The following is a 21,327-nucleotide window of genomic DNA, read 5'->3' on the forward strand; positions in this document are numbered from 1 at the left end:
GCCCCTTCTCGTGCCCCGTCCACTTGGCGCGTCCGACGCACCGACGTCTGTCGCCGTCGTCGGGGGGTCATGTTTCACGTGAAACATGACCCCCTGCCGCGTCCTCAGTCCTGCTTGGCCCACCACTCCTTGAGCGCGGCCACCGCGGCGTCCTGCCCCATCGGCCCGTTCTCCAGACGGAGTTCCAGCATTTGCTTGTAGGCGCGACCGACGGCCGGGCCGGGGCCGACCCCGAGGATCTCCATGATCTGGTTGCCGTCGAGGTCCGGACGGATCGAGTCCAGCTCCTCCTGCTCCTGCAGCTGAGCGATCCGCTCCTCCAGACCGTCGTACGCCCGCGAGAGCGCCGCCGCCCTCCGCTTGTTCCGCGTCGTGCAGTCCGAGCGGGTCAGCTTGTGGAGGCGGTCGAGGAGCGGGCCCGCGTCACGGACATAGCGGCGGACCGCCGAGTCCGTCCACTCGCCGGTGCCGTATCCGTGGAAGCGCAGGTGGAGTTCGACCAGACGTGAGACGTCCTTCACCAGCTCGTTGGAGTACTTGAGCGCCGTCATACGCTTCTTCGTCATCTTCGCCCCGACCACCTCGTGGTGGTGGAACGAGACCCGACCGTCGTCCTCGAAGCGGCGCGTGCGCGGCTTGCCGATGTCGTGCAACAGCGCGGCGAGCCGGAGGGTCAGGTCGGGACCGTTGTCCTCCAGGGCGATCGCCTGCTCCAGGACGATCAGGGTGTGGTCGTAGACGTCCTTGTGCCGGTGGTGCTCGTCGCGCTCCAGGCGCAGTGCGGGCAGCTCGGGCAGGACGTGGTCGGCGATGCCGGAGTCGACGAGCAGGGTCAGTCCCTTGCGGGGGTGCGCGGACAGGATGAGCTTGTTCAGCTCGTCCCGTACCCGCTCCGCCGAGACGATCTCGATCCGCCCGGCCATGTCCTTCATGGCAGCGACGACTTCGGGAGCCACCTCGAAGTCGAGCTGGGCGGCGAAGCGGGCCGCACGCATCATGCGCAGCGGGTCGTCGGAGAAGGACGCCTCGGGAGTGCCCGGGGTCCGCAGGATCCGTGCCGCGAGGTCGTCGAGCCCACCGTGCGGGTCGATGAACTTCCGCTCGGGGAGAGCGAGGGCCATCGCGTTGACGGTGAAGTCCCGCCGGACGAGATCCTCCTCGATGGAGTCGCCGTAGGACACCTCGGGCTTGCGGGAGGTCCGGTCGTACGCCTCCGCCCGATAGGTGGTCACCTCCAGCTGGTGGCCGTCCTTCTGAACCCCGACCGTGCCGAAGGCGATGCCGACCTCCCAGACGGCGTCCGCCCACGGGCGGACGATCTTGAGGACATCCTCGGGGCGGGCGTCGGTCGTGAAGTCGAGGTCGTTGCTGAGCCGGCCGAGCAACGCGTCCCGGACCGGGCCGCCGACGAGGGCGAGTGAGAACCCGGCCTCCTGGAAGCGGCGGGCGAGGTCCTCGGCGACAGGGGCGACCCGGAGCGATTCACTCGCCGCGCGGTGCGGCACCTGGCTGAGGGCGCTGGGGGTGTCTTCGTTGGCGTTCGGCACAACAGAAGAGGGTACGTGGCCCGGCGACCGCGGGCGTCTCCATTAAATGTCCACAAAGAGCTCCGCGGGACATGCGCGGCGGCCGGTACTGCATACCCGCATATACAGGACACCTGGCCCAGTCTGCCGATCTTGTGGACCAGTCCGCGGCACTTCCCCTCCGCGCGCATCGTTACCATGCGTGGACGCACATTCCGACGACCACTGACGACGACGAGGGACGGGCGAACGCGTGGCCGAGGCGGCAGACTTCCCGGGGACGAGTCCCTCACCTGCCCGCCGGTGGCTGCGGCGCACCGGAGCACTGCTCGCCGGTGCGCCTCTGCTGGCCGGCCTGTTCCAGATGCCCGCCGCCGCGCCCGCTGAGGCGGCCGATGCGGGCTCGGTGTCCGTGGCCCTGGATTCACTCACCCCCAGCGCCCCCACGGACGGCGACACCGTCACCGTGACCGGCACGGTGACCAACACCGGCAAGCAGGCGGTCTCCGGCGCGCATGTGGGGCTTCAACTCGGATCGCCGCTGACCACGCGGTCGGCCATCCAGGACGCCGCCAAGAACAGCACCGACACGCTGGCGGCGCCAGGCTCCGAGGTCGGCGGCAAGTACGTCGCGAAGTTCTCCAAGCTCACTCCCGGCGTCGCCGAGCACTTCAGCATCTCCGTACCCGTCGACAAGCTGGACCTCGGCGACGACGGCGTCTACCCGTTCGCCGTCTCCCTGTCCGGCGAGACCTCCGCGCAACCCTGGGACCACGTCCTCGGCATCCGGCGGACCTTCCTGCCGTGGCAGCCCGAAGAGGCCGACACGAAGACGAAGACCACGTTTCTGTGGCCGCTGATCTCGACCGTGCACATGACGGTGGAGACGGGATCGAACGAGCAGCAGACGCCGGTCTTCCTCAACGACGACCTCGCCAAGGAGATCTCCGCCGGCGGTCGCCTGGAGCAGATGCTGTCCCTGGGCAAGGACCTCGATGTCACCTGGGTGATCGATCCGGACCTGCTGGCCTCGATCGACGCCATGACGGGCAGCTACCGGATCCGATCCGCCGACGGCACCACCACCACGGCCGGCACCCATCAGGCGGTGGCCAAGCAGTTCCTCGACGAGCTGCAGAGCGCGGTGGCGGAGAAGGACGTCGTGGCGCTTCCCTTCGCCGACCCCGACCTGGCCTCACTCGCCCACAACGGCACGAGCGTCACCGGTTCGCTGAACCACCTCAACGAGGCGACCGACGTCGCCGCGACCACGGTGGAGACGATCCTGCACGTGACGCCGAGCACCGACTTCGCGTGGCCCGTGGACGGCGCCGTCGACCCGTCGATCGTCAAGGTCGCCACCTCCGCGGGGGCAGACAAGGTGATCGCGCGCAGCGACAGCCTGGAGGAGACCGGCGGCCTGTCCTACACGCCCTCCGCGGCCCGCCCGATCGGCGGCGGCACGACGGCGGTGGTCGCGGACGCCCGGCTGTCCACGGCGTTCCAGGGCGACCTGACGAAGGCCTCCGGCGCCACGCTCGCCGTGCAGGCGTTCCTCGCGCAGAGCCTGTCGCTCAACCTCCAGACGGACGACCAGCGCAGCATCGTCGTCGCCCCGCAGCGCATGCCGTCGGCCCGTCAGGCCCAGGCAATGGCAACTGCGCTGGCGGCTCTGCAGGGCGGCAACTGGTCCGAGTCCCAGGGCCTCACGGCGGCCGCGAAGGCAAAGCCCGACCCCGGCGCCACGACGAGGGTGCCGTCGGCGTCCGCGTACCCCTCCGCCCTGCGCAAGCAGGAGCTGCCGCGGTGGGCCTTCGAGCAGATCGCGCGGACGCAGACCGGTCTCGACAGCTTCAAGGTGGTCCTCACCGACCAGTCCCGTGTGGTGACCCCCTTCGGGCGGGCCATGAACCGCGAGATGTCGACGTCGTGGCGGGGCCGGGCGAGTGCCGCCGCGAGCTTCCGCGCCGGTGTGGAGTCATACCTCGACGACATCACCGGCCAGGTGAGACTGATCGACAAGTCCGACACCAAGCTGTCCGGACGCAGCGCCACGATCCCCGTGACCGTGCAGAACAACCTGGTGCAGGGCGTGGACCATCTGGTGCTGCGGCTGACCTCGACGAGCCCGACACGTCTGCAGATCGGCGGCCACGACTACTACGAGCAGCCCATCGCGGTGTCCGGCGGCCACAGTCAGACGGTGAAGTTCACCACCTCGGCCAAGGCCAACGGCCAGGCGACGGTGATCGCCCAGCTGTACACGCAGGATGGTCAGCCGTACGGCACCGCGGTCACGTTCGACGTCAAGGTCACCGAGTTCACGGCCACCGTGATGCTGGTCATCGGCGGCGGCTTCCTCCTGCTCGTCCTCGCCGGTTTCCGGATGTACACCCAGCGCAAGCGGGCGGCCGCCCGCGAGGCCCAGGAGGACGGCCCGGACGAGGCGGGGGATCCCACCGACGGTCCGGAGAACCCCGAGGACCCTTCGGACCGTCTCAAGAAGGAGCCCGGCACCGACACCCGGGCAGACGACCCGGAGCAGCCGAGTGACCCGACACCGGACACCGCAGCGGAAAGCGCCGACCCGTCCGGCACGGGTGAGAGAGTGGACCGTTGAGGATGTCGTGGCCGGTGGGCCCGGGACGATGAGGTGGGGTAAGCCATGAACGCGCCGTACGACGGTGACCGCGGCCAGGGCGCGGGCAGCGCGGGTCACCCCGAGGACCCGCCGCCCGAGCACGGCCAGGTACCGCCGCAGCCCCCCGCCGACATGTACCTCCAGGACGCCTACGACCAGGACCCCTACCGGGCGCAGGACCTCGCCGCCCAGGACCCGGTCGCCGAGGCGCTCTACGACCGCGCCGCGCATCCCCCGCCGCCCCCGGGCATGAACCAGCCTCAGCAGCCTCTCTACGGCCGGCCGCCCCAGTCGCCGTACGCCCCCGACCCTCGTGTGTGGGCCCAGACCCCGGCGCCCGAGCCGGACGGAGCGACCCAGTACCTGCCCTACGGCGACGATCCCCGGACCACCCAGTACGTCGGTGTCGACGACCTGGTCACCCAGGCCGGCGAGGAACGCCACGAGCCGGACGCGTTCGCGCACCTCTTCCGGGACCAGGAACAGGGCAGCAGCTTCCCCGCGCCGGGTCCCCCGTCGGTTCCGGGTCCGATGGCAGCTCCCGGCGGGCCCGGACCGGCGCCCGCGTACCAGACTCCACCGCTCGTGGACGACCAGACCATGAACCTCGCCGCCGCGCCTGCCGCGCCCGCTGCTCCGGCCGCGAAGAAGGCCGGTGGCAAGGCCACGGGTCTGCTGAAGTCCAGCGCCGTCATGGCCGCGGGCACGATGGTCTCCCGCCTCACCGGCTTCGTCCGCTCCGCGCTGATCGTCTCGGCGCTGGGCGTCGGTCTGCTCGGCGACACCTTCCAGGTCGCCTACCAGCTGCCGACGATGATCTACATCCTGACGGTCGGCGGCGGCCTCAACTCCGTCTTCGTGCCCCAACTCGTACGGGCCATGAAGGAGGACGAGGACGGCGGCGAGGCGTTCGCCAACCGGCTGCTGACCCTTGTCATGGTGGCGCTGGGCGCGCTCACCGCGCTCGCGATCCTTGCCGCGCCGTACCTGATCCGTCTGTTGTCGGACTCCGTCGCCAGCGACCCGGCGGCCAACGAGGTCGGCGTCACCTTCGTCCGCTACTTCCTGCCCTCGATCTTCTTCATGGGCATCCACGTCGTGATGGGTCAGATCCTCAACGCACGCGGCAAGTTCGGCGCGATGATGTGGACCCCGGTCCTGAACAACATCGTCATCATCGTGACGCTCGGCATGTTCATCTGGGTGTACGGCACCTCCGCGAACTCCGGCATGAAGGTCACGAACATCCCGCCGGAGGCCCAGCGGCTCCTCGGCGTCGGTGTGTTGCTCGGCCTCGTCGTCCAGGCGCTCGCGATGATCCCGTATCTGCGGGAGACCGGGTTCCGGATGCGGTTGCGGTTCGACTGGAAGGGCCATGGGCTCGGCAAGGCGGCGACGCTCGCCAAGTGGACCGTCCTCTTCGTACTCGCCAACCAGGCCGGCGCGCTCGTCGTCACCCAGTTGTCCACCTCGGCCGGCAAGTCCTCGCCCGTCGACGGCACCGGCTTCGCCGCCTACGCCAACGCCCAGCTGATCTGGGGCCTGCCGCAAGCCATCATCACCGTCTCCCTGATGGCCGCCCTGCTGCCGCGCATCTCGCGCTCGGCCGCGGAGGGCGACAGCGGGGCCGTACGCGACGACATCTCTCAGGGGCTGCGCACCACGGCCGTGGCGATCGTGCCCATCGCCTTCGGTCTCCTCGCCCTCGGCATCCCGATGTGCACGCTGATCTTCGGCTCCTCGGGCACCAGCGAGGCCACCAACATGGGCTTCATGCTGATGGCCTTCGCCCTCGGCCTGATCCCGTACTCGGTGCAGTACGTCGTCCTGCGCGCCTTCTACGCCTACGAGGACACCCGGACGCCCTTCTACAACACGGTCATCGTCGCCGCGGTCAACGCCGGGGCCTCGGTGCTCTGTTACTACCTCCTGCCGGCCCGCTGGGCCGTGGTCGGCATGGCCGCCTCGTACGGTCTCGCCTACGCCATCGGCGTCGGGGTCGCCTGGAACCGGCTGCGCAAGCGGCTCGACGGCGACCTGGACGGCAACCGAGTCCTGCGCACGTACGCGCGGCTGTGCATCGCCTCCGTACCTGCGGCGCTGCTCAGCGGCGTGGTCTGCTACGAGATCGGTCACACGCTCGGCCAGGGCGTCGTCGGGTCCTTCGCCGCACTGCTGGCCGGCGGGGCGGTCCTGCTCGGGATCTTCTTCGTCGCGGCCCGGCGCATGCGGATCGAGGAACTGAACTCGCTGGTAGGCATGGTCCGCGGACGTCTGGGTCGCTGAGGTGGGGGTAGGCGCACAACCATCGCCCGCCACCGTGTGTCGTGCATAGCGGCGGACTGTGGGCACAATTGGGTTCGGCGTCGGACGGCGCGCACGGAAGTCGGTCGGCGCGCGATGAGTGGGGAGGCAGGGACGACGGTGGCGGAACGGAGCACGGCTGCCGTCGACGTGGCAGACAACAGCGGCAATGAGCCGCTGACCGCCGAGGCGGACCAGTCCACGGCCGACGGCGAGGCCCAGAACCGGGAGCGGGACACGGAGAACGACGAGGCACAGGGGAGTGGCGGGACCGAGAGTCCCGAGAAGGCCTCACCGCCCGAGCTGCACAGCGGTCACAAGCTCGCCAAGCGGTATCGCCTCGAAGAGTGCGTCACCCGTCTGGACGGATTCAGCAGTTGGCGCGCCGTGGACGAGAAGCTGCGTCGCGCCGTCGGTGTCCACCTCCTGCCCGCGGATCATGCGCGGGCACGTTCGGTCCTGGCCGCGGCCCGCTCGTCGGCGCTGCTGGGCGACCCGCGCTTCGTCCAGGTCCTCGACGCCGTCGAGGAGGACGATCTCGTCTACGTCGTCCACGAGTGGCTGCCCGACGCGGTCGAACTGACATCGCTGCTCGCCCCCGGCCCGTTGGAGCCGCACGACGCGTATCAGATGGTCAGTCAGGTCGCCTCGGCGATGGCCGCCGCGCACCGTGAGGGCCTGGCGCATCTGCGGCTGAACCCGAACGCCGTGCTGCGTACCTCCAGCGGTCAGTGGCGTATCCGCGGCCTCGCCGTGAACGCCGCACTGCGCGGCATCACGTCCGAGACCCCGCAGCGCACCGACACGGAGTCCGTAGGCGCCCTCCTGTACGCGGCGCTCACACAGCGCTGGCCGTACGAGGACGACGCCTACGGTCTGGCCGGCCTGCCCAAGGACGTCGGTCTGATCGCGCCCGACCAGGTGCGCGCCCATGTCCACCGAGGCCTGTCCGAGCTCTCCATGCGGGCGCTCGCCAACGACGGGGCGACCGCGTCCCGTCACGAAGCGCCGTGCACGACGCCGGAGGAACTGGTCAAGGCCGTCGGCGAGATGCCCCGCATCCGGCCGCCGGAGCCCGCGTTCACAGCTCCGCCGGAGTACCAGCGCACGACGTACCAGCAGGGCTCGTACGGCCGCCCCGCGCCACACCCCGGCGCCACCCAGCAGATGCCCTCGCCTCCGGCTCCCTTGGAGAGCCGCACCGGCAAGGCCCTCAAGTGGGCCGTCTCGGCCCTCCTGATCGCTGCCCTCGGCCTCGGCAGCTGGCAATTGGCGGACGCACTCATGGACAAGGGCAACAAGTCCGACGACACGAACCAGACCCAGACGACGGACGGCAACGACAAGACCGGCGACCAGGCCAAGCCGGCGGCGCCGCTCACCATCCACGGTGCCGCCGAGTACTACCCCGACGGCAAGGCGCAGCACCCGGGCGATGTCGGACTCAGCTACGACGGGGACGCCTCGACGTACTGGCGGACGTACTCGTTCAACGGTGGGCCGAAGCTCGCTCCTTTCAAGCAAGGGGTCGGCATCGTCTATGACCTCGGTTCCGAGAAGGGGGTGTCGGCCGCTTCGATAGGCCTCAACTACGGCGGCAACCACACCACCGGTGCCCTGTACGCCACCGACTCCCTGTCCTCGTCCGCCCCGCTCAGTTCCATGACGAAGATCGGCGAGACGACCACGTCGGGCAAGGATTTGAAGATCTCCGCCAAGAAGGCGGTGAAGACCCGATACGTTCTGGTCTGGCTGACCGCGCTGCCGTACTCGGGCAAGGACCAGTACAGCGGCGCCGGCTACAAGCAGGCCATCACCGACGTGAAGTTCACAAGCTGACGTCTCACCGAAGGCGGAGGGGGTCAGATGGCGGAAGGCGCCGGATACGCGGGAGCGAGTGACCAGGAGTTGCTCGCCCGCCACGTGGAGGGCGACCCCGACGCCTTCGGTGAGCTCGTACGGCGGCATCGCGACCGGCTATGGGCTGTCGCCCTGCGGACGCTGGGCGACCGCGAGGAGGCCGCTGACGCCGTGCAGGACGCCCTCGTCTCCGCGTACCGGGCCGCCCACACCTTCCGGGGCCAGTCGGCCGTCACGACATGGCTGCACCGGATCACGGTGAACGCCTGTCTCGACCGGGCCCGCAAGGCCGCCTCACGAAAGACCTCTCCGGTCGACGACAACGAGCGGCTCGAACAGCTCCTGGAACCGCACGAGTCGGCGGAGGCGCCGGCGGAGCGCAACGACCTCCACCGCCAGCTCCTGCAAGCCCTCGGCACACTGCCGCCCGATCAGCGCGCGGCCCTCGTCCTCGTGGACATGCAGGGATACCCCGTCGCCGAAGCCGCCCGCGTGCTCGACGTCCCCACCGGGACGGTGAAGAGCCGTTGCGCGCGGGGCAGAGCCAGACTGCTCCCCCTCCTCACCCACCTGCGGCCGGAAAACACGGGTGACGGAAAGGAAGGGGGCCAGGGGCGGAACCGGACGCAGGGGACATCCGTCCCACCGGCAGCGGGACCGCCAGGCGCCGGTCCACGCGATACAGGACCAAGCGATCCAGCTGCAGTGAAGGGCGGAGGTGGGCGAGCGTGACATCAACAGCGGACATGGCCGGGCACCCGGACGTCGCCGAGATCTCCGACCTCACCGAGGGACTGCTCTCGCCGTCCCGGACCGCTGCCGTACGACGGCATCTGGACGAGTGCGAACTCTGCACGGACGTGTACGCGTCGCTGGAGGAGATCCGGGCACTGCTCGGCGCCGTGCCAAGCGTGCAGCGCATGTCCGACGATGTCGCGAACCGGATCGATGCGGCCCTCGCGGCCGAGGCGCTGTTGGACTCGTCAGCTCCGGATCACATGGACACCCCCGTGCTCGTAGGTGCGTCCCAGTCTCTGTCCGCCCGGGGCGACAGCGACAGCGCGCATGTTTCACGTGAAACATCGGCAACAGCAGACCGACCCGCAGGACACGCGCGGGTCAGGACCACCGGGCCGGGCCGCAAGGACCGGAAGCCGGCCGGGCGTCGCCGGGTCGCCGTCCTCGGCAGCGTCTTCGCGGTCGCCGCTCTGGGATTCGGTGCCGTCATGGTCGCCACAATGAACGACGGCAAGCCTTCCGAGACCGGGGCCAACGGGCGGGCATCCGCGGCGGACACGTTCTCCGAGAGCGGGCTGCAGAAGCAGGTGGCCGATCTTCTCGGCAAGGACGAGCGCTCTCAAAGCGCCACCCGCCCTCCCCGCAGCATCGGGATCCTGGGAGATCCGGGTACCGACACCGCGTCACCGAAGGTCTTCCGCGAGCCCTCCGTCCCCGACTGCATCCAGAAAGGCATCGGCCGGATCGACCCGGCCCTCGCTACGAAGGAAGGCACCTACAAGGGGACTCCCGTCCTGCTGGTGGTCCTGACCGACGCCTCCGACAGCGCCAAGGTGACCGCTTACATCATGGACGCGACCTGCGCGACCAAGGCTCCGTCCACCCAGGCGAAGGTCCTGCTGACGAAGTCCTACGCCCAGCCCTGACCGGCCGCGTCTTGCCTGCGTGCTCCGTGGTGTTCTCCGCTGTGTCCGCGCACACTGTGTTCGCCCCCGTGTGCCCGGACACAGCGGGAATGCACGCCCCTTAGGATCCGTTGGGTGGGGTGAGAGTTCTGAAAGGAGCTCCCACCGGTCTGACGATGCAGTCCAGAGACGAGGAATCTAGTCGTGAGCGACGTCCGTAACGTGATCATCATCGGCTCCGGGCCCGCCGGCTACACGGCGGCGCTCTACACCGCGCGCGCGTCGTTGAAGCCGCTGGTCTTCGAGGGCGCCGTCACCGCCGGCGGTGCGCTGATGAACACCACCGACGTGGAGAACTTCCCCGGGTTCCGGGACGGCATCATGGGCCCGGACCTCATGGACAACATGCGCGCCCAGGCCGAGCGGTTCGGCGCCGAGCTCGTTCCGGACGACATCGTCTCCGTCGACCTGACCGGCGACATCAAGACTGTGACCGACACTGCGGGCACCGTCCACAAGGCGAAAGCCGTCATCGTCACCACGGGCTCCCAGCACCGCAAGCTCGGTCTGCCCAAGGAGGACGTGCTCTCCGGACGCGGAGTCTCCTGGTGTGCCACCTGTGACGGGTTCTTCTTCAAGGACCAGGACATCGCCGTGATCGGCGGCGGTGACACCGCGATGGAGGAGGCCACCTTCCTCTCCCGCTTCGCCAAGTCCGTGACGATCGTCCACCGCCGCGACACCCTGCGCGCCTCCAAGGCGATGCAGGAGCGTGCCTTCGCCGATCCGAAGATCAAGTTCGTCTGGGACAGCGAGGTCGCGGAGATCCAGGGCGACCAGAAGCTCGCGGGTCTGAAGCTGCGCAACCTCAAGACCGGTGAGCTCTCCGACCTGGCGGTCACGGGCCTCTTCATCGCGATCGGCCACGACCCGCGCACCGAGCTCTTCAAGGGTCAGTTGGACCTGGACGAGGAGGGCTACCTCAAGGTCGACGCCCCCTCGACCCACACCAACCTGACCGGTGTCTTCGGCGCCGGCGACGTCGTCGACCACACCTACCGGCAGGCGATCACCGCGGCCGGCACCGGGTGCTCGTCCGCCCTCGACGCCGAGCGCTACCTCGCCGCCCTGGCGGACGAGGAGAACGCCGAGCCCGAGAAGACCGCTGTCTGACCCCCATCCCGCCCCACCGCACCAACCAGTTAAGGAGCCCGCCGTGGCCGGCACCCTGAAGCACGTGACCGACGATTCCTTCGAGCAGGACGTCCTCAAGAGCGACAAGCCCGTCCTCGTGGACTTCTGGGCCGCATGGTGCGGTCCGTGCCGCCAGATCGCTCCGTCCCTCGAGGCGATCGCTGCCGAGTACGGCGACAAGATCGAGATCGTCAAGCTGAACATCGACGAGAACCCGGGCACGGCCGCCAAGTACGGCGTGATGTCCATCCCGACGCTGAACGTCTACCAGAACGGCGAGGTCGCCAAGACCATCGTCGGTGCGAAGCCGAAGGCCGCGATCGTCCGCGACCTTGAGGACTTCATCGCTGAGTGATGTTTCACGTGAAACACGAAGGGGCCGACCCGGAAGGGTCGGCCCCTTCGTGTTTGTGGAGCCCTCTTGAGCCCCCTTGTGGCGGTCCGCTCGCTGCTAGAGCGGGCGCAGCACCGGCTCCTTCTGTACGGCCCCCAGCAGCCGGTCCAACGCCATCTCCACGTCTTCCTTCCAGGAGAGCGTCGTCCGTAGCTCCAGCCGCAATCGCGGATAAGTGGGGTGCTGGCGAACGGTCTTGAAGCCGACGGCCAACAGATGGTCGGCGGGCAGCACACAGCCGGGCTCTTTCCAGCGCGCGTCACCAAAGGCCTCGATCGCCTTGAAGCCTCGGCGCAGCACATCCTTGGCGACCGTCTGGACCATCACACGGCCGAGCCCCTGTCCCTGATAGCCCGGCATGATGAAGCCGGTGATCAGCTGGACGGCGTCCGGCGACACCGGGCTCGTGGGGAATGCCGTCGCCCGTGGCACGTACGCGGGAGGGGCGTAGAGCACGAAGCCCGCCGGCACGTCGTCGACGTAGACCACCCGGCCGCAGGATCCCCAGTCGAGAAGGACGGCGGAGATCCACCCTTCCTTCTCCAGCGCGGAGGTGTCCCCTCTTACCGCGGCTTCGCCGCTGACTGGGTCCAACTCCCAGAAGACACACGACCTGCACCGCTTGGGAAGGTCCGGGAGGTTGTCCAGCGTGAGCGGTACGAGCCGGCGCCCCATGAAGGCTGTTCCTCGCTTCCTTCGCCCGCGGCGCAGCGGGCGGCCGTCAGAGCGCTGTGTTCCCTGAGCAGGCTGCCGACGAAGCCGCCGACCGCGCCCAGTCCCAGGGCTGTGCCCACCAGTCCGGTGCGGCTCATCGTTCGCATGGCTCTGCCTCCCCAAGAGGTGCTGCCAGGTGGATGTGCCATACCCGATCGCATCGTATCCACGATGCGATGCCATCGATACTGCCTGAAAGCAAAGAGCGGGCCGTGTCCCGGTACACACCGGTCACGGCCCGCTCCGGCGGCCGATCGAGCGAAATCGTCTGGTCGGCCAGGAGGAACTCAGTCCTCGGACTCCTCCGAATCGCCGTCCAGAAGGCTCTTCTGCAGGACCGGCCCCTCACCCGGGGCGAGGGAGCTGAGGATCCGCTCAAGGTCCTCCATCGAAGCGAACTCGACAGTGATCTTGCCCTTCTTCTGGCCGAGGTCGACCTTCACTCGCGTCTCGAAGCGGTCCGAGAGACGCCCCGCGAGCTCGGTGAGTGCCGGCGAGACCAGGGCGCCGGCCCGCGGGCCCTTGGAGCGCTGAGCTGTCTGCGGACGCGATCCCATGAGGGTCACGATCTCCTCGACCGCCCGCACCGAGAGCCCCTCGGCCACGATGCGGTGGGCGAGCCGGTCCTGCTCCTCCGAGTCGTCCACGGAGAGCAGTGCCCGTGCATGGCCCGCCGAGAGGACTCCTGCCGCGACCCGGCGCTGAACGGCCGGCGACAGCTTCAGCAGACGCAGAGTGTTGGAGACCTGCGGACGGGAGCGACCGATGCGGTCGGCCAGCTGGTCGTGTGTGCAGTTGAAGTCCTTCAGCAACTGGTCGTAGGCGGCGGCCTCTTCCAGCGGGTTCAGCTGTGCGCGGTGCAGGTTCTCCAGGAGGGCGTCCAGGAGAAGCTTCTCGTCGTCCGTGGCCCGCACGATCGCCGGGATCGCGTCGAGCCCCGCCTCACGGCACGCCCGCCAACGCCGCTCACCCATGATGAGCTCGTAGTGGGTCGGACCCGTCTGCCGAACGACGACGGGCTGGAGGAGACCGACCTCCTTGATGGAGGTGACGAGTTCCTGCAGCGCGTCCTCGTCGAAGACCTCACGCGGCTGACGCGGGTTCGGCGTGATGGAGTCGATGGGGAGTTCCGCGAAGTGGGCACCGATGGGCGGTGCCGGCGTCTCCACACCGTTGAGGAACGGCTCCTCGGTTTCATGTGAAACAGGTGGCAACGATGCCACCTTCGCCGCGGCCACACCACGGTCGGTCGTCAGTAGCGGCACCGACGTCGGCGACGCGGAACCGCCACCTCCCACCGCGGCGGGGGCCGGCGTCTTCTCCGTCGGGGCAGCGGGGATCAGTGCGCCGAGACCACGGCCCAAACCCCTCCGTCGCTCACTCACTGAATGCCCTCCACCATGCTCGGGTTGCTCTGGGCGCCGATGTGGGCCTGCGTCGGGTCATAGCTGACGCCGACACCCTTCAGCGCGAGTTCTCGTGCCGCCTCAAGATAAGAGAGGGCACCGCTGGAACCCGGATCGTACGTCAGCACCGTCTGCCCGTAGCTCGGCGCCTCGGAGATCCGGACCGAGCGGGGAATGCTCGTCCTCAACACCTCGTCACCGAAGTGGCTGCGCACCTCGTCGGCGACCTGGGACGCGAGGCGCGTCCGGCCGTCGTACATGGTGAGCAGGATCGTCGATACATGCAGAGTGGGGTTGAGGTGCCCCCGCACCAGGTCGACGTTGCGCAGCAGTTGGCCCAGCCCCTCCAGCGCGTAGTACTCGCACTGGATCGGGATGAGGACCTCCGCGCCGGCCACCAAGGCGTTGACCGTCAGCAGGCCGAGCGAGGGCGGGCAGTCGATGAGGATGTAGTCGAGGGGCTGCTCGTAGGCCTGAATGGCCCGCTGCAGCCTGCTCTCGCGGGCCACCAGCGACACCAGCTCGATCTCCGCACCGGCGAGATCGATCGTGGCGGGGGCACAGAACAGACCCTCGACGTCAGGTACAGGCTGAACGACTTCCGCCAGCGGCCTGCTCTCGACCAGGACGTCATAAATGGACGGGACTTCGGCGTGATGGTCGATCCCCAGCGCAGTGGATGCGTTGCCCTGAGGGTCGAGGTCGATCACCAGGACACGCCCGCCGTGCAGGGCAAGGGAAGCGGCAAGGTTGACGGTCGTCGTCGTCTTGCCCACGCCACCCTTCTGGTTGGCCACCACCATGACGCGCGTCTGCTCGGGGCGGGGCAGCCCTTCGCCGGCACGGCCAAGAGCCTCTACAGCCAATTGGGCAGCACGACCGATCGGAGTGTCGTCCATCGGAGGCGGTGTTTCACGTGAAACATCCTCCCCCATCGACTCGGTACGGGGACCGGGGACCGGATCGGTCATCGGTCCCGCGATGTTGGCGTCGGACCGCAAGGATTCACTCTCCTCGACTTCAGGCTCGCAATGAACAGAGCCTCCCATGTCTTCGGGGTCGTGAACCAGTGAGGCCTGGTGTTCTGTGGAGAAATCCACCTCTGTGGACAACTCCGTGCCCCTCAAGGGGGACGGAGCGTCATCCGAAGCGTCTTCTCTCAGCGAACCTAGGGGTTTTCGGTCGCGCGGTTCCGCGGCGCGGCCCCGGCTGATGATGCCGTGCAACAAGGAGCGACGTTTCACGTGAAACACGATGCACAGCAGTGGTGACCCAAACTGTCGCGACACTCCGGCATGCGTAGGTTTGACAGCTTGTGTGGAGTACGTCTCGTCGTCAGGACGGATCAGCGGCGGCGACGTACCCGTCCGGTCCGGGCCGCCTTCGCCTTCTTCGCCGCGAAGCGCACACCACCGGGACTCTCACCGACCTCGACCCGCACCACAGTCGACAGCGGATCCACGACACCGTCGCCCACATGGAGGATCGACGTCTCCACAGCACCGAGCTTGCTCAGTGCTGTGGCGGCCGCCTTCAGCTCCTCCTCGGCGGTGTCGCCCTTGAGGGCGAGCATCTCGCCGTAGGGACGCAGCAGCGGGATCCCCCAGGCGGCCAGGCGGTCCAGTGGTGCCACGGCTCGGGCCGTCACCACGTGCACGGGCGGCAGCTTGCCCATGACCTCCTCGGCCCGGCCCCGCATGACCGTCACATGGTCCAGGCCCAGCAGCTCGACGACCTCGGTGAGGAAGTTCGTCCGGCGCAGCAACGGCTCCAGCAGCGTGATCTTCAGATCCGGCCGGACCAGTGCCAGGGGGATGCCCGGCAGGCCGGCCCCGGAGCCGACATCGCACACCGTCACGCTCTCGGGCACCACCTCCGAGAGCACCGCACAGTTCAACAGGTGCCGCTCCCAGAGCCGGGGCACCTCACGCGGACCGATCAGACCGCGCTGCACGCCCGCCTCGGCGAGCAGCTCCGCGTACCGGACCGCATCCGAGAACCGATCGCCGAACACCTCACGCGCCTGCTCGGGCGCAGGGGGGAGTTCCGCTGCCTCCGTCACGGGGACCGTCCTTCCGTACCGCATCAGCGCACCGAGCGCCGACCACCAGAGCTATCAGGCTGACAAACTTCGGCCCCGTCTGCGCTACAGACGGGGCCGGAGGAACGTAGAACCGATCAGGCGGGAAGCACGACGACGAAGCGCTGTGGCTCCTCGCCCTCCGACTCGCTGCGCAGGCCCGCGGCCTTGACCGCGTCGTGCACGACCTTGCGCTCGAACGGTGTCATCGGGTCGAGCTTCACCGGTTCGCCGGTGTTCTTCACGTCGGAGGCTGCCTTGGCACCCAGCTCGGAGAGCTCGGCGCGCTTCTTGGCGCGGTAGCCGGCGACGTCCAGCATCAGCCGGCTGCGGTCCCCGGTCTCCCGGTGCACGGCGAGGCGCGTGAGCTCCTGGAGCGCCTCTAGCACCTCACCGTCGCGGCCGACCAGCTTGTTCAGGTCTCGGCCACCCGAGTCGCTGATGATCGAGACAGCGGCGCGGTCGGCCTCGACGTCCATGTCGATGTCGCCGTCGAGGTCGGCGATGTCCAGCAGACCCTCGAGGTAGTCCGCCGCGATCTCACCCTCCTGCTCCAGGCGGGACAGGGTGTCTACACCCTCGGCGGCAGCGGAGGTGGTGCCTTCCGTCACGGGATGGGCTCCTTCTTACTTCTTGGAGGGGGACTTGGGGCGCTGCGGACCGCCCTTGCGCTGCCCGGACTGGGCCTTGCTGCGACCGCTCGCGCCGGACTTCGGAGCGGGCTTGTCGGCAGGCTTGGCGTCCTGTGGCTCGTCGGACTTCTCCAGCGACGTCGGCGTCGACGAGGCGGAGGCGGTGGACTCGCCGGCCACCCTGGGGCCGCCTTGGCGCTGGGCCTTCGACTGGCGCTTGGGCTGCTGGCGCTTGGGCGCACCGCCGGTGGTGGGCGTACCGTCCTCGGCCAGCGTGACGGCCTCGGCCTCACCCTTCGCCACGGTGCCGTCCGCGTGGGCCGCGAGGCCCGCCTTGTTCAGGGCGTTGATGAACTTGCGCTCGAACTCGTTGCGGTCCCGGCCCTTGGCGACGATCGCCTTGATGATGGTCTTCTCGCTCCGCCTGCGGGTCTTGCCGTGGTGCGTGACGTGCTTGGTCAGGCGCTCCAGGTAGGCGGCCTGGGCCTTGGAACCCGGCGTCGGGTTGTTGCGGATGACGTACATCTGCTGGCCCATGGTCCACACGTTGGTGGTCAGCCAGTAGACGAGGACACCGACGGGGAAGTTGATGCCGAAGATGGCGAACATGACGGGGAAGACGTACATCAGCATCTTCTGCTGCTGCATGAACGGCGTCTTCACCGTGGTGTCGACGTTCTTCGTCATCAGCTGGCGCTGCGTGTAGAACTGCGACGCCGACATCATCACGATCATGATCGCGGTGACGACGCGGACGTCGGTCAGCGTGGCGCCGAGCTGGCCGACCTTGTCGGCGCTGTCGGTGAACTTCGCCGCCAGCGGGGCACCGAAGATGTGCGCCTTACGCGCGCTGGCGAGCAGCGGGTCGTTGATGACGCCGATCGTCTTGCCCGTCGCGATGCCGTTGAGCACGTGGTACAGCGCGAAGAAGAACGGGGACTGCGCCAGGATGGGAAGGCACGAGGAGAGCGGGTTGGTGCCCGTCTCCTTGTACAGCTTCATCATCTCTTCGGACTGGCGCTGCTTGTCGTTCTTGTAGCGCTCCTGGATCTTCTTCATCTCGGGCTGCAGCGTCTGCATGGCCCGGGTCGCCTTGATCTGCTTCACGAACAGCGGGATCAGGCAGATGCGGATCAGGATCACCAGGGACACGATGGACAGGCCCCAGGCCCAGCCCGTGTCGGCACCGAAGACCTTCCCGTACACCGAGTGGAACTGGACGATGACCCAGGAAACGGGTGTCGTGATGAAGCTGAAAAGACTGGCAATCGTGTCCACTAATCATGCTCCTTGGACATGGGACGGGGTCTCGGCGGCCGGGCTCGAAGGAGTCTGTCCCTCGATGGCCTGTTCGGCGGCGGAGGTCCCGCCCTTGCGTGCACGCCGGGCGCCGCGCAGCATTTCGTGCCACCGCGGGCGCTTGCGGGGCGGCACATGGTCCACTCCGCCCAGCGACCACGGATTGCACCGCAGGATGCGCCAGGCGGTGAGTGCCGTGCCCTTGATCGCACCGTGCCGGTCGATGGCCGTGTAGCCGTAGTGGGAGCACGACGGGTAGTACTTGCACACCGGGCCGAGCAGTGGACTGATCGTCCACTGGTACAGCTTGATCAGTGCAAGCAGTGGGTACTTCATCGCGCGCCCCCTCCCAGCAGCCGCTCCAGGGCGGCATCCAGGTCTCGGGCCAGCTGTGCATGGTCGGCGTCACCCGCACCGGGCAGCGCTCGTACGACTACCAGGCTACCGGGGGGCAGCAGGGCGACTCGATCGCGCATCAGGTGACGCAGCCTGCGCTTCACCTTGTTGCGGACCACCGCACCACCCACGGCTTTGCTCACGACGAAACCCGCACGCGTCGGGGGAGCGCTCTCCCCTGGCGCGTGCGGGTCCGTGGCACCGCTACGAAGATGGACGACTAGGGACGGGCGTCCGGCCCGGCGCCCTCGTCGTACCGCGGTCGCGAAGTCCTCGCGCCGCCTCAGCCGGTTCTCGGTGGGCAGCACGACGGCATGACCTGACCGGGATCAGGCGGACAGGCTGGCGCGACCCTTGCCACGACGGTTCGCGAGAATCGCGCGGCCGGCACGGGTACGCATCCGCAGGCGGAAGCCGTGGGTCTTGGCGCGGCGACGGTTGTTCGGCTGGAAGGTGCGCTTGCTCACTCGGGGGCTCCAGAAATCAATCGGGGTTTGGCCGGTGCCGTCCTGGCTGTCACCGTGCGCCCACGAGAAGCTCGCGTCACGCCCGATTGCACCGCTTCCCGATCACCTTCAGCGATCTGTGCCCATCGGAGGCAGGCGGCAGCAGCCATCGACAACTCGACCTGGTTACGGTACGCGCGGCTGAGCCATCCGGTCAAACCAGCGGTCACCGGGAGACACTATCCACAGCCTGGGGACAACAACTTGAACCGCACCCGTCGCCCTGACTACCGTGGCTGGACTCCGATTCGTTCCCTTGTCCCCACCGCCACCCCATTTACCACCCGATCCGTCCCGCAACCACACGTTCGTGGGACCCACGAGAGAGCGTGCCCTGTGGCTGACGTGCCTGCCGATCTTGCCGCAGTGTGGCCACGAGTACTGGAGCAGCTCCTCGGTGAGGGCCGTGCGCAGGGGGTCGAGGCAAAGGACGAGCACTGGATCCGTCGCTGCCAGCCCCTCGCGCTGGTGGCCGACACCGCCCTGCTCGCCGTACCGAACGAGTTTGCGAAGGGGGTCCTCGAAGGCCGCCTCGCGCCCATCGTCGCCGAATCACTGACCCGCGAATGCGGCCGCCCCATCCGGATCGCGATCACCGTCGACGACTCCGCGGGCGAGCCTCCCGGCCCGCCGGCGCCACCGCCCCGCCCCCAGCAGCGCTACGAGGAGCCCGAGCTCTCCTCCGACCCGTACGAGGGCTACGGCCGCCACCGCGCCGACGACCGCCGGTCGAACCGACCCGATCAGCTGCCCGGCGCCCCGAGCGACCAACTGCCCCCCTCCCGCCAGGACCAGCTGCCCACGGCCCGGCCCGCCTACCCCTCCGAGTACCAGCGCCCCGAGCCCGGCGCCTGGCCGCGCCCCTCCCAGGACGAGTACAGCTGGCAGCAGCCGCGGCTCGGCTTCCCGGAGCGCGACCCCTATGCCTCGCCGTCGCAGGACAACTACGGCCAGCAGCAGGAGCCGTACAACCCCCAGGACTCCTACGCCCCGCCCGCCCAGGACTACCGCCCGCAGTCGATGGAGCGTCCGCCCTACGACAATCAGCGCTCCGAGTACGACCAGCCGCGCCCCGACTACGACGCGCCCCGGTCCGACTACGACCAGCGCGACGGGCGCCGGGACCGGTCCGAGCCGCCGTCGAACTCCGGGCACGGCCACCGCGGCGGCTCCATGAGCCCCGGCGCTCCCGGCCCGCTGGCCGCGCAGCCCGCGCCGGCGACCCGCCCCGGCGAGCCGACCGCTCGCCTGAACCCGAAGTACCTCTTCGACACGTTCGTCATCGGCGCCTCCAACCGCTTCGCGCACGCGGCCGCGGTGGCCGTCGCCGAGGCGCCGGCGAAGGCGTACAACCCCCTCTTCATCTATGGGGAGTCGGGGCTGGGCAAGACGCACCTGCTGCACGCGATCGGACACTACGCGCGGAGCCTCTACCCGGGCACGCGCGTGCGGTACGTGAGCTCGGAGGAGTTCACCAACGAGTTCATCAACTCCATCCGCGACGGCAAGGGCGACAGCTTCCGCAAGCGGTACCGCGAGATGGACATCCTGCTCGTCGACGACATCCAGTTCCTCGCGGACAAGGAGTCGACGCAGGAGGAGTTCTTCCACACCTTCAACACGCTCCACAACGCGAACAAGCAGATCGTGCTCTCCAGCGACCGGCCGCCCAAGCAGCTGGTGACGCTGGAGGACCGGCTGCGGAACCGTTTCGAGTGGGGTCTGATCACCGACGTCCAGCCGCCCGAACTGGAGACGCGTATCGCGATCCTCCGTAAGAAGGCGGTGCAGGAGCAGCTCAACGCCCCGCCGGAGGTCCTGGAGTTCATCGCGTCCCGCATCTCGCGCAACATCCGCGAGCTGGAGGGCGCGCTGATCCGGGTGACGGCGTTCGCGTCGCTCAACCGGCAGCCGGTGGACCTGGGCCTGACGGAGATCGTCCTCAAGGACCTGATCCCCGGCGGTGAGGACTCGGCCCCCGAGATCACCTCGACGGCCATCATGAGCGCGACCGCCGACTACTTCGGGCTCACCGTCGAGGACCTGTGCGGCACCTCGCGCGGGCGCGCGCTGGTGACGGCACGGCAGATCGCCATGTACCTGTGCCGGGAGCTGACCGACCTGTCGCTGCCGAAGATCGGCGCGCTGTTCGGCGGCCGCGACCACACGACCGTCATGCACGCGGACCGCAAGATCCGCAATCTGATGGCCGAGCGGCGCTCCATCTACAACCAGGTGACCGAGCTGACGAACCGCATCAAGAACGGCTGACAGCCGCGCGGACGGCCGCCGAGGGCGCCCCGGGACGAGTTCCCGAGGGCGCCCTTCTTCGTGTCGCGGCAACCCGCTGTTCGAATACGGGCCGAGTTACGGCCTCTCTCCACAGATTCGGCGACTTTCTGCCGTCCACACCCTGGGGACCCAGGAGTTGTCCAGATCGTGTCCACAGGCGTCGCCGCCGAAAGACCGTCAGGCCAGGTCAGGTGCCTGTGGATTAGTGGACGAACGATCTCCACAGACTGTGGACAGCCGAATGATCCACAAGCTGTGCACGAAGTTGTCCACCGACAACTCACAGGCCAGGGCCGGTTGTCCCCAGAGATCACCAGCTTCTCCACATCCCTGTCCACTGTTCGGCAACGCGACGCGCCTGATCACCGGGTCGAGTGAAAGGCGTCACACGAAGGTGCCGGGTTGCCCTGTGGGAAACGTGGGTAAAGCTGGGGACGGCG

18 protein-coding genes are annotated in these 21,327 nt (G+C 68.6%); 8 read left to right on the plus strand and 10 right to left on the minus strand.

Features of this window, described 5'->3' with window-relative positions; genetic code table 11:
- Positions 1 to 104: 104 nt before the first annotated feature.
- Positions 105 to 1,547 (minus strand): CCA tRNA nucleotidyltransferase, encoded by a 1,443-nt coding sequence (locus ACIQI8_RS29560; protein ID WP_402356679.1) that lies wholly within the window; start codon positions 1,545 to 1,547, stop codon positions 105 to 107.
- A 232-nt stretch (positions 1,548 to 1,779) separates the two neighbouring features.
- Between ACIQI8_RS29560 and ACIQI8_RS29565 the strand changes: the two genes are divergently transcribed.
- The 7 genes from ACIQI8_RS29565 (at position 1,780) to trxA (ending at position 11,523) form a co-directional block, all read left to right on the plus strand.
- Positions 1,780 to 4,146 carry a DUF6049 family protein gene (locus tag ACIQI8_RS29565; protein WP_402356682.1) on the plus strand — a complete coding sequence of 789 codons (2,367 nt, stop codon included), beginning with the start codon at positions 1,780 to 1,782 and terminating at the stop codon, positions 4,144 to 4,146.
- Between the two features lie 45 nt (positions 4,147 to 4,191).
- Complete coding sequence (gene murJ, locus ACIQI8_RS29570) at positions 4,192 to 6,453, plus strand: murein biosynthesis integral membrane protein MurJ (RefSeq protein ID WP_402356685.1); 2,262 nt, start codon at positions 4,192 to 4,194, stop codon at positions 6,451 to 6,453.
- A gap of 138 nt (positions 6,454 to 6,591) precedes the next feature.
- Positions 6,592 to 8,310 (plus strand): serine/threonine protein kinase, encoded by a 1,719-nt coding sequence (locus ACIQI8_RS29575; RefSeq protein ID WP_402356688.1) that lies wholly within the window; start codon positions 6,592 to 6,594, stop codon positions 8,308 to 8,310.
- A gap of 27 nt (positions 8,311 to 8,337) precedes the next feature.
- Complete coding sequence (sigM, locus tag ACIQI8_RS29580; protein WP_402356691.1) at positions 8,338 to 9,063, plus strand: RNA polymerase sigma factor SigM; 726 nt, start codon at positions 8,338 to 8,340, stop codon at positions 9,061 to 9,063.
- Complete coding sequence (locus ACIQI8_RS29585; RefSeq protein ID WP_402356694.1) at positions 9,060 to 9,995, plus strand: anti-sigma factor family protein; 936 nt, start codon at positions 9,060 to 9,062, stop codon at positions 9,993 to 9,995. Before sigM ends, ACIQI8_RS29585 begins: the two co-directional genes overlap by 4 nt.
- 183 nt (positions 9,996 to 10,178) lie before the next feature.
- Positions 10,179 to 11,147: a thioredoxin-disulfide reductase gene (gene trxB / locus ACIQI8_RS29590; protein WP_402356697.1), complete on the plus strand. Its 969-nt coding sequence runs from the start codon at positions 10,179 to 10,181 to the stop codon at positions 11,145 to 11,147.
- Positions 11,148 to 11,190: 43 nt separating this feature from the next.
- Entirely contained in the window at positions 11,191 to 11,523 is a 333-nt protein-coding gene (gene trxA / locus ACIQI8_RS29595) for a thioredoxin (RefSeq protein ID WP_123998972.1), read from the plus strand.
- A gap of 96 nt (positions 11,524 to 11,619) precedes the next feature.
- Here the strand turns inward: trxA and ACIQI8_RS29600 are convergent, their stop codons facing one another.
- The 9 genes from ACIQI8_RS29600 to rpmH all read right to left on the minus strand — a co-directional run bounded on the left by ACIQI8_RS29600 (position 11,620) and on the right by rpmH (position 18,556).
- Positions 11,620 to 12,237, minus strand: a complete 618-nt coding sequence (locus ACIQI8_RS29600; RefSeq protein ID WP_402356701.1) for a GNAT family N-acetyltransferase — start codon at positions 12,235 to 12,237, stop codon at positions 11,620 to 11,622.
- A 326-nt stretch (positions 12,238 to 12,563) separates the two neighbouring features.
- Positions 12,564 to 13,661 (minus strand): ParB/RepB/Spo0J family partition protein, encoded by a 1,098-nt coding sequence (locus ACIQI8_RS29605; protein ID WP_402356704.1) that lies wholly within the window; start codon positions 13,659 to 13,661, stop codon positions 12,564 to 12,566.
- Entirely contained in the window at positions 13,658 to 14,731 is a 1,074-nt protein-coding gene (locus ACIQI8_RS29610; protein WP_402357928.1) for a ParA family protein, read from the minus strand. Before ACIQI8_RS29610 ends, ACIQI8_RS29605 begins: the two co-directional genes overlap by 4 nt.
- Before the next feature lie 296 nt (positions 14,732 to 15,027).
- Positions 15,028 to 15,744: a 16S rRNA (guanine(527)-N(7))-methyltransferase RsmG gene (gene rsmG, locus ACIQI8_RS29615; RefSeq protein WP_123998969.1), complete on the minus strand. Its 717-nt coding sequence runs from the start codon at positions 15,742 to 15,744 to the stop codon at positions 15,028 to 15,030.
- 116 nt (positions 15,745 to 15,860) lie between these two features.
- On the minus strand, positions 15,861 to 16,373 hold the full coding sequence (locus tag ACIQI8_RS29620) for a protein jag (RefSeq protein WP_402356708.1): 513 nt from the start codon (positions 16,371 to 16,373) through the stop codon (positions 15,861 to 15,863).
- Positions 16,374 to 16,388: 15 nt separating this feature from the next.
- The gene (gene yidC, locus ACIQI8_RS29625) at positions 16,389 to 17,672 is read right to left on the minus strand and encodes a membrane protein insertase YidC (RefSeq protein ID WP_402356711.1); all 1,284 of its coding nucleotides are present in this window, start codon (positions 17,670 to 17,672) and stop codon (positions 16,389 to 16,391) included.
- Between the two features lie 3 nt (positions 17,673 to 17,675).
- Entirely contained in the window at positions 17,676 to 18,029 is a 354-nt protein-coding gene (yidD, locus tag ACIQI8_RS29630; protein WP_402356714.1) for a membrane protein insertion efficiency factor YidD, read from the minus strand.
- Entirely contained in the window at positions 18,026 to 18,397 is a 372-nt protein-coding gene (gene rnpA / locus ACIQI8_RS29635) for a ribonuclease P protein component (protein ID WP_079078065.1), read from the minus strand. The genes yidD and rnpA overlap by 4 nt, the downstream gene beginning before the upstream one ends.
- A 21-nt stretch (positions 18,398 to 18,418) precedes the next feature.
- The gene (gene rpmH / locus ACIQI8_RS29640; RefSeq protein ID WP_006381191.1) at positions 18,419 to 18,556 is read right to left on the minus strand and encodes a 50S ribosomal protein L34; all 138 of its coding nucleotides are present in this window, start codon (positions 18,554 to 18,556) and stop codon (positions 18,419 to 18,421) included.
- Positions 18,557 to 18,931: 375 nt separating this feature from the next.
- Between rpmH and dnaA the strand changes: the two genes are divergently transcribed.
- Positions 18,932 to 20,866, plus strand: coding sequence for a chromosomal replication initiator protein DnaA (gene dnaA / locus ACIQI8_RS29645; RefSeq protein ID WP_402356718.1), 1,935 nt, complete (start codon positions 18,932 to 18,934; stop codon positions 20,864 to 20,866).
- Positions 20,867 to 21,327: the final 461 nt, after the last annotated feature.

The sequence above is a fragment of the Streptomyces sp. NPDC092369 genome (genome assembly GCF_044755245.1).
Taxonomy (GTDB): domain Bacteria; phylum Actinomycetota; class Actinomycetes; order Streptomycetales; family Streptomycetaceae; genus Streptomyces.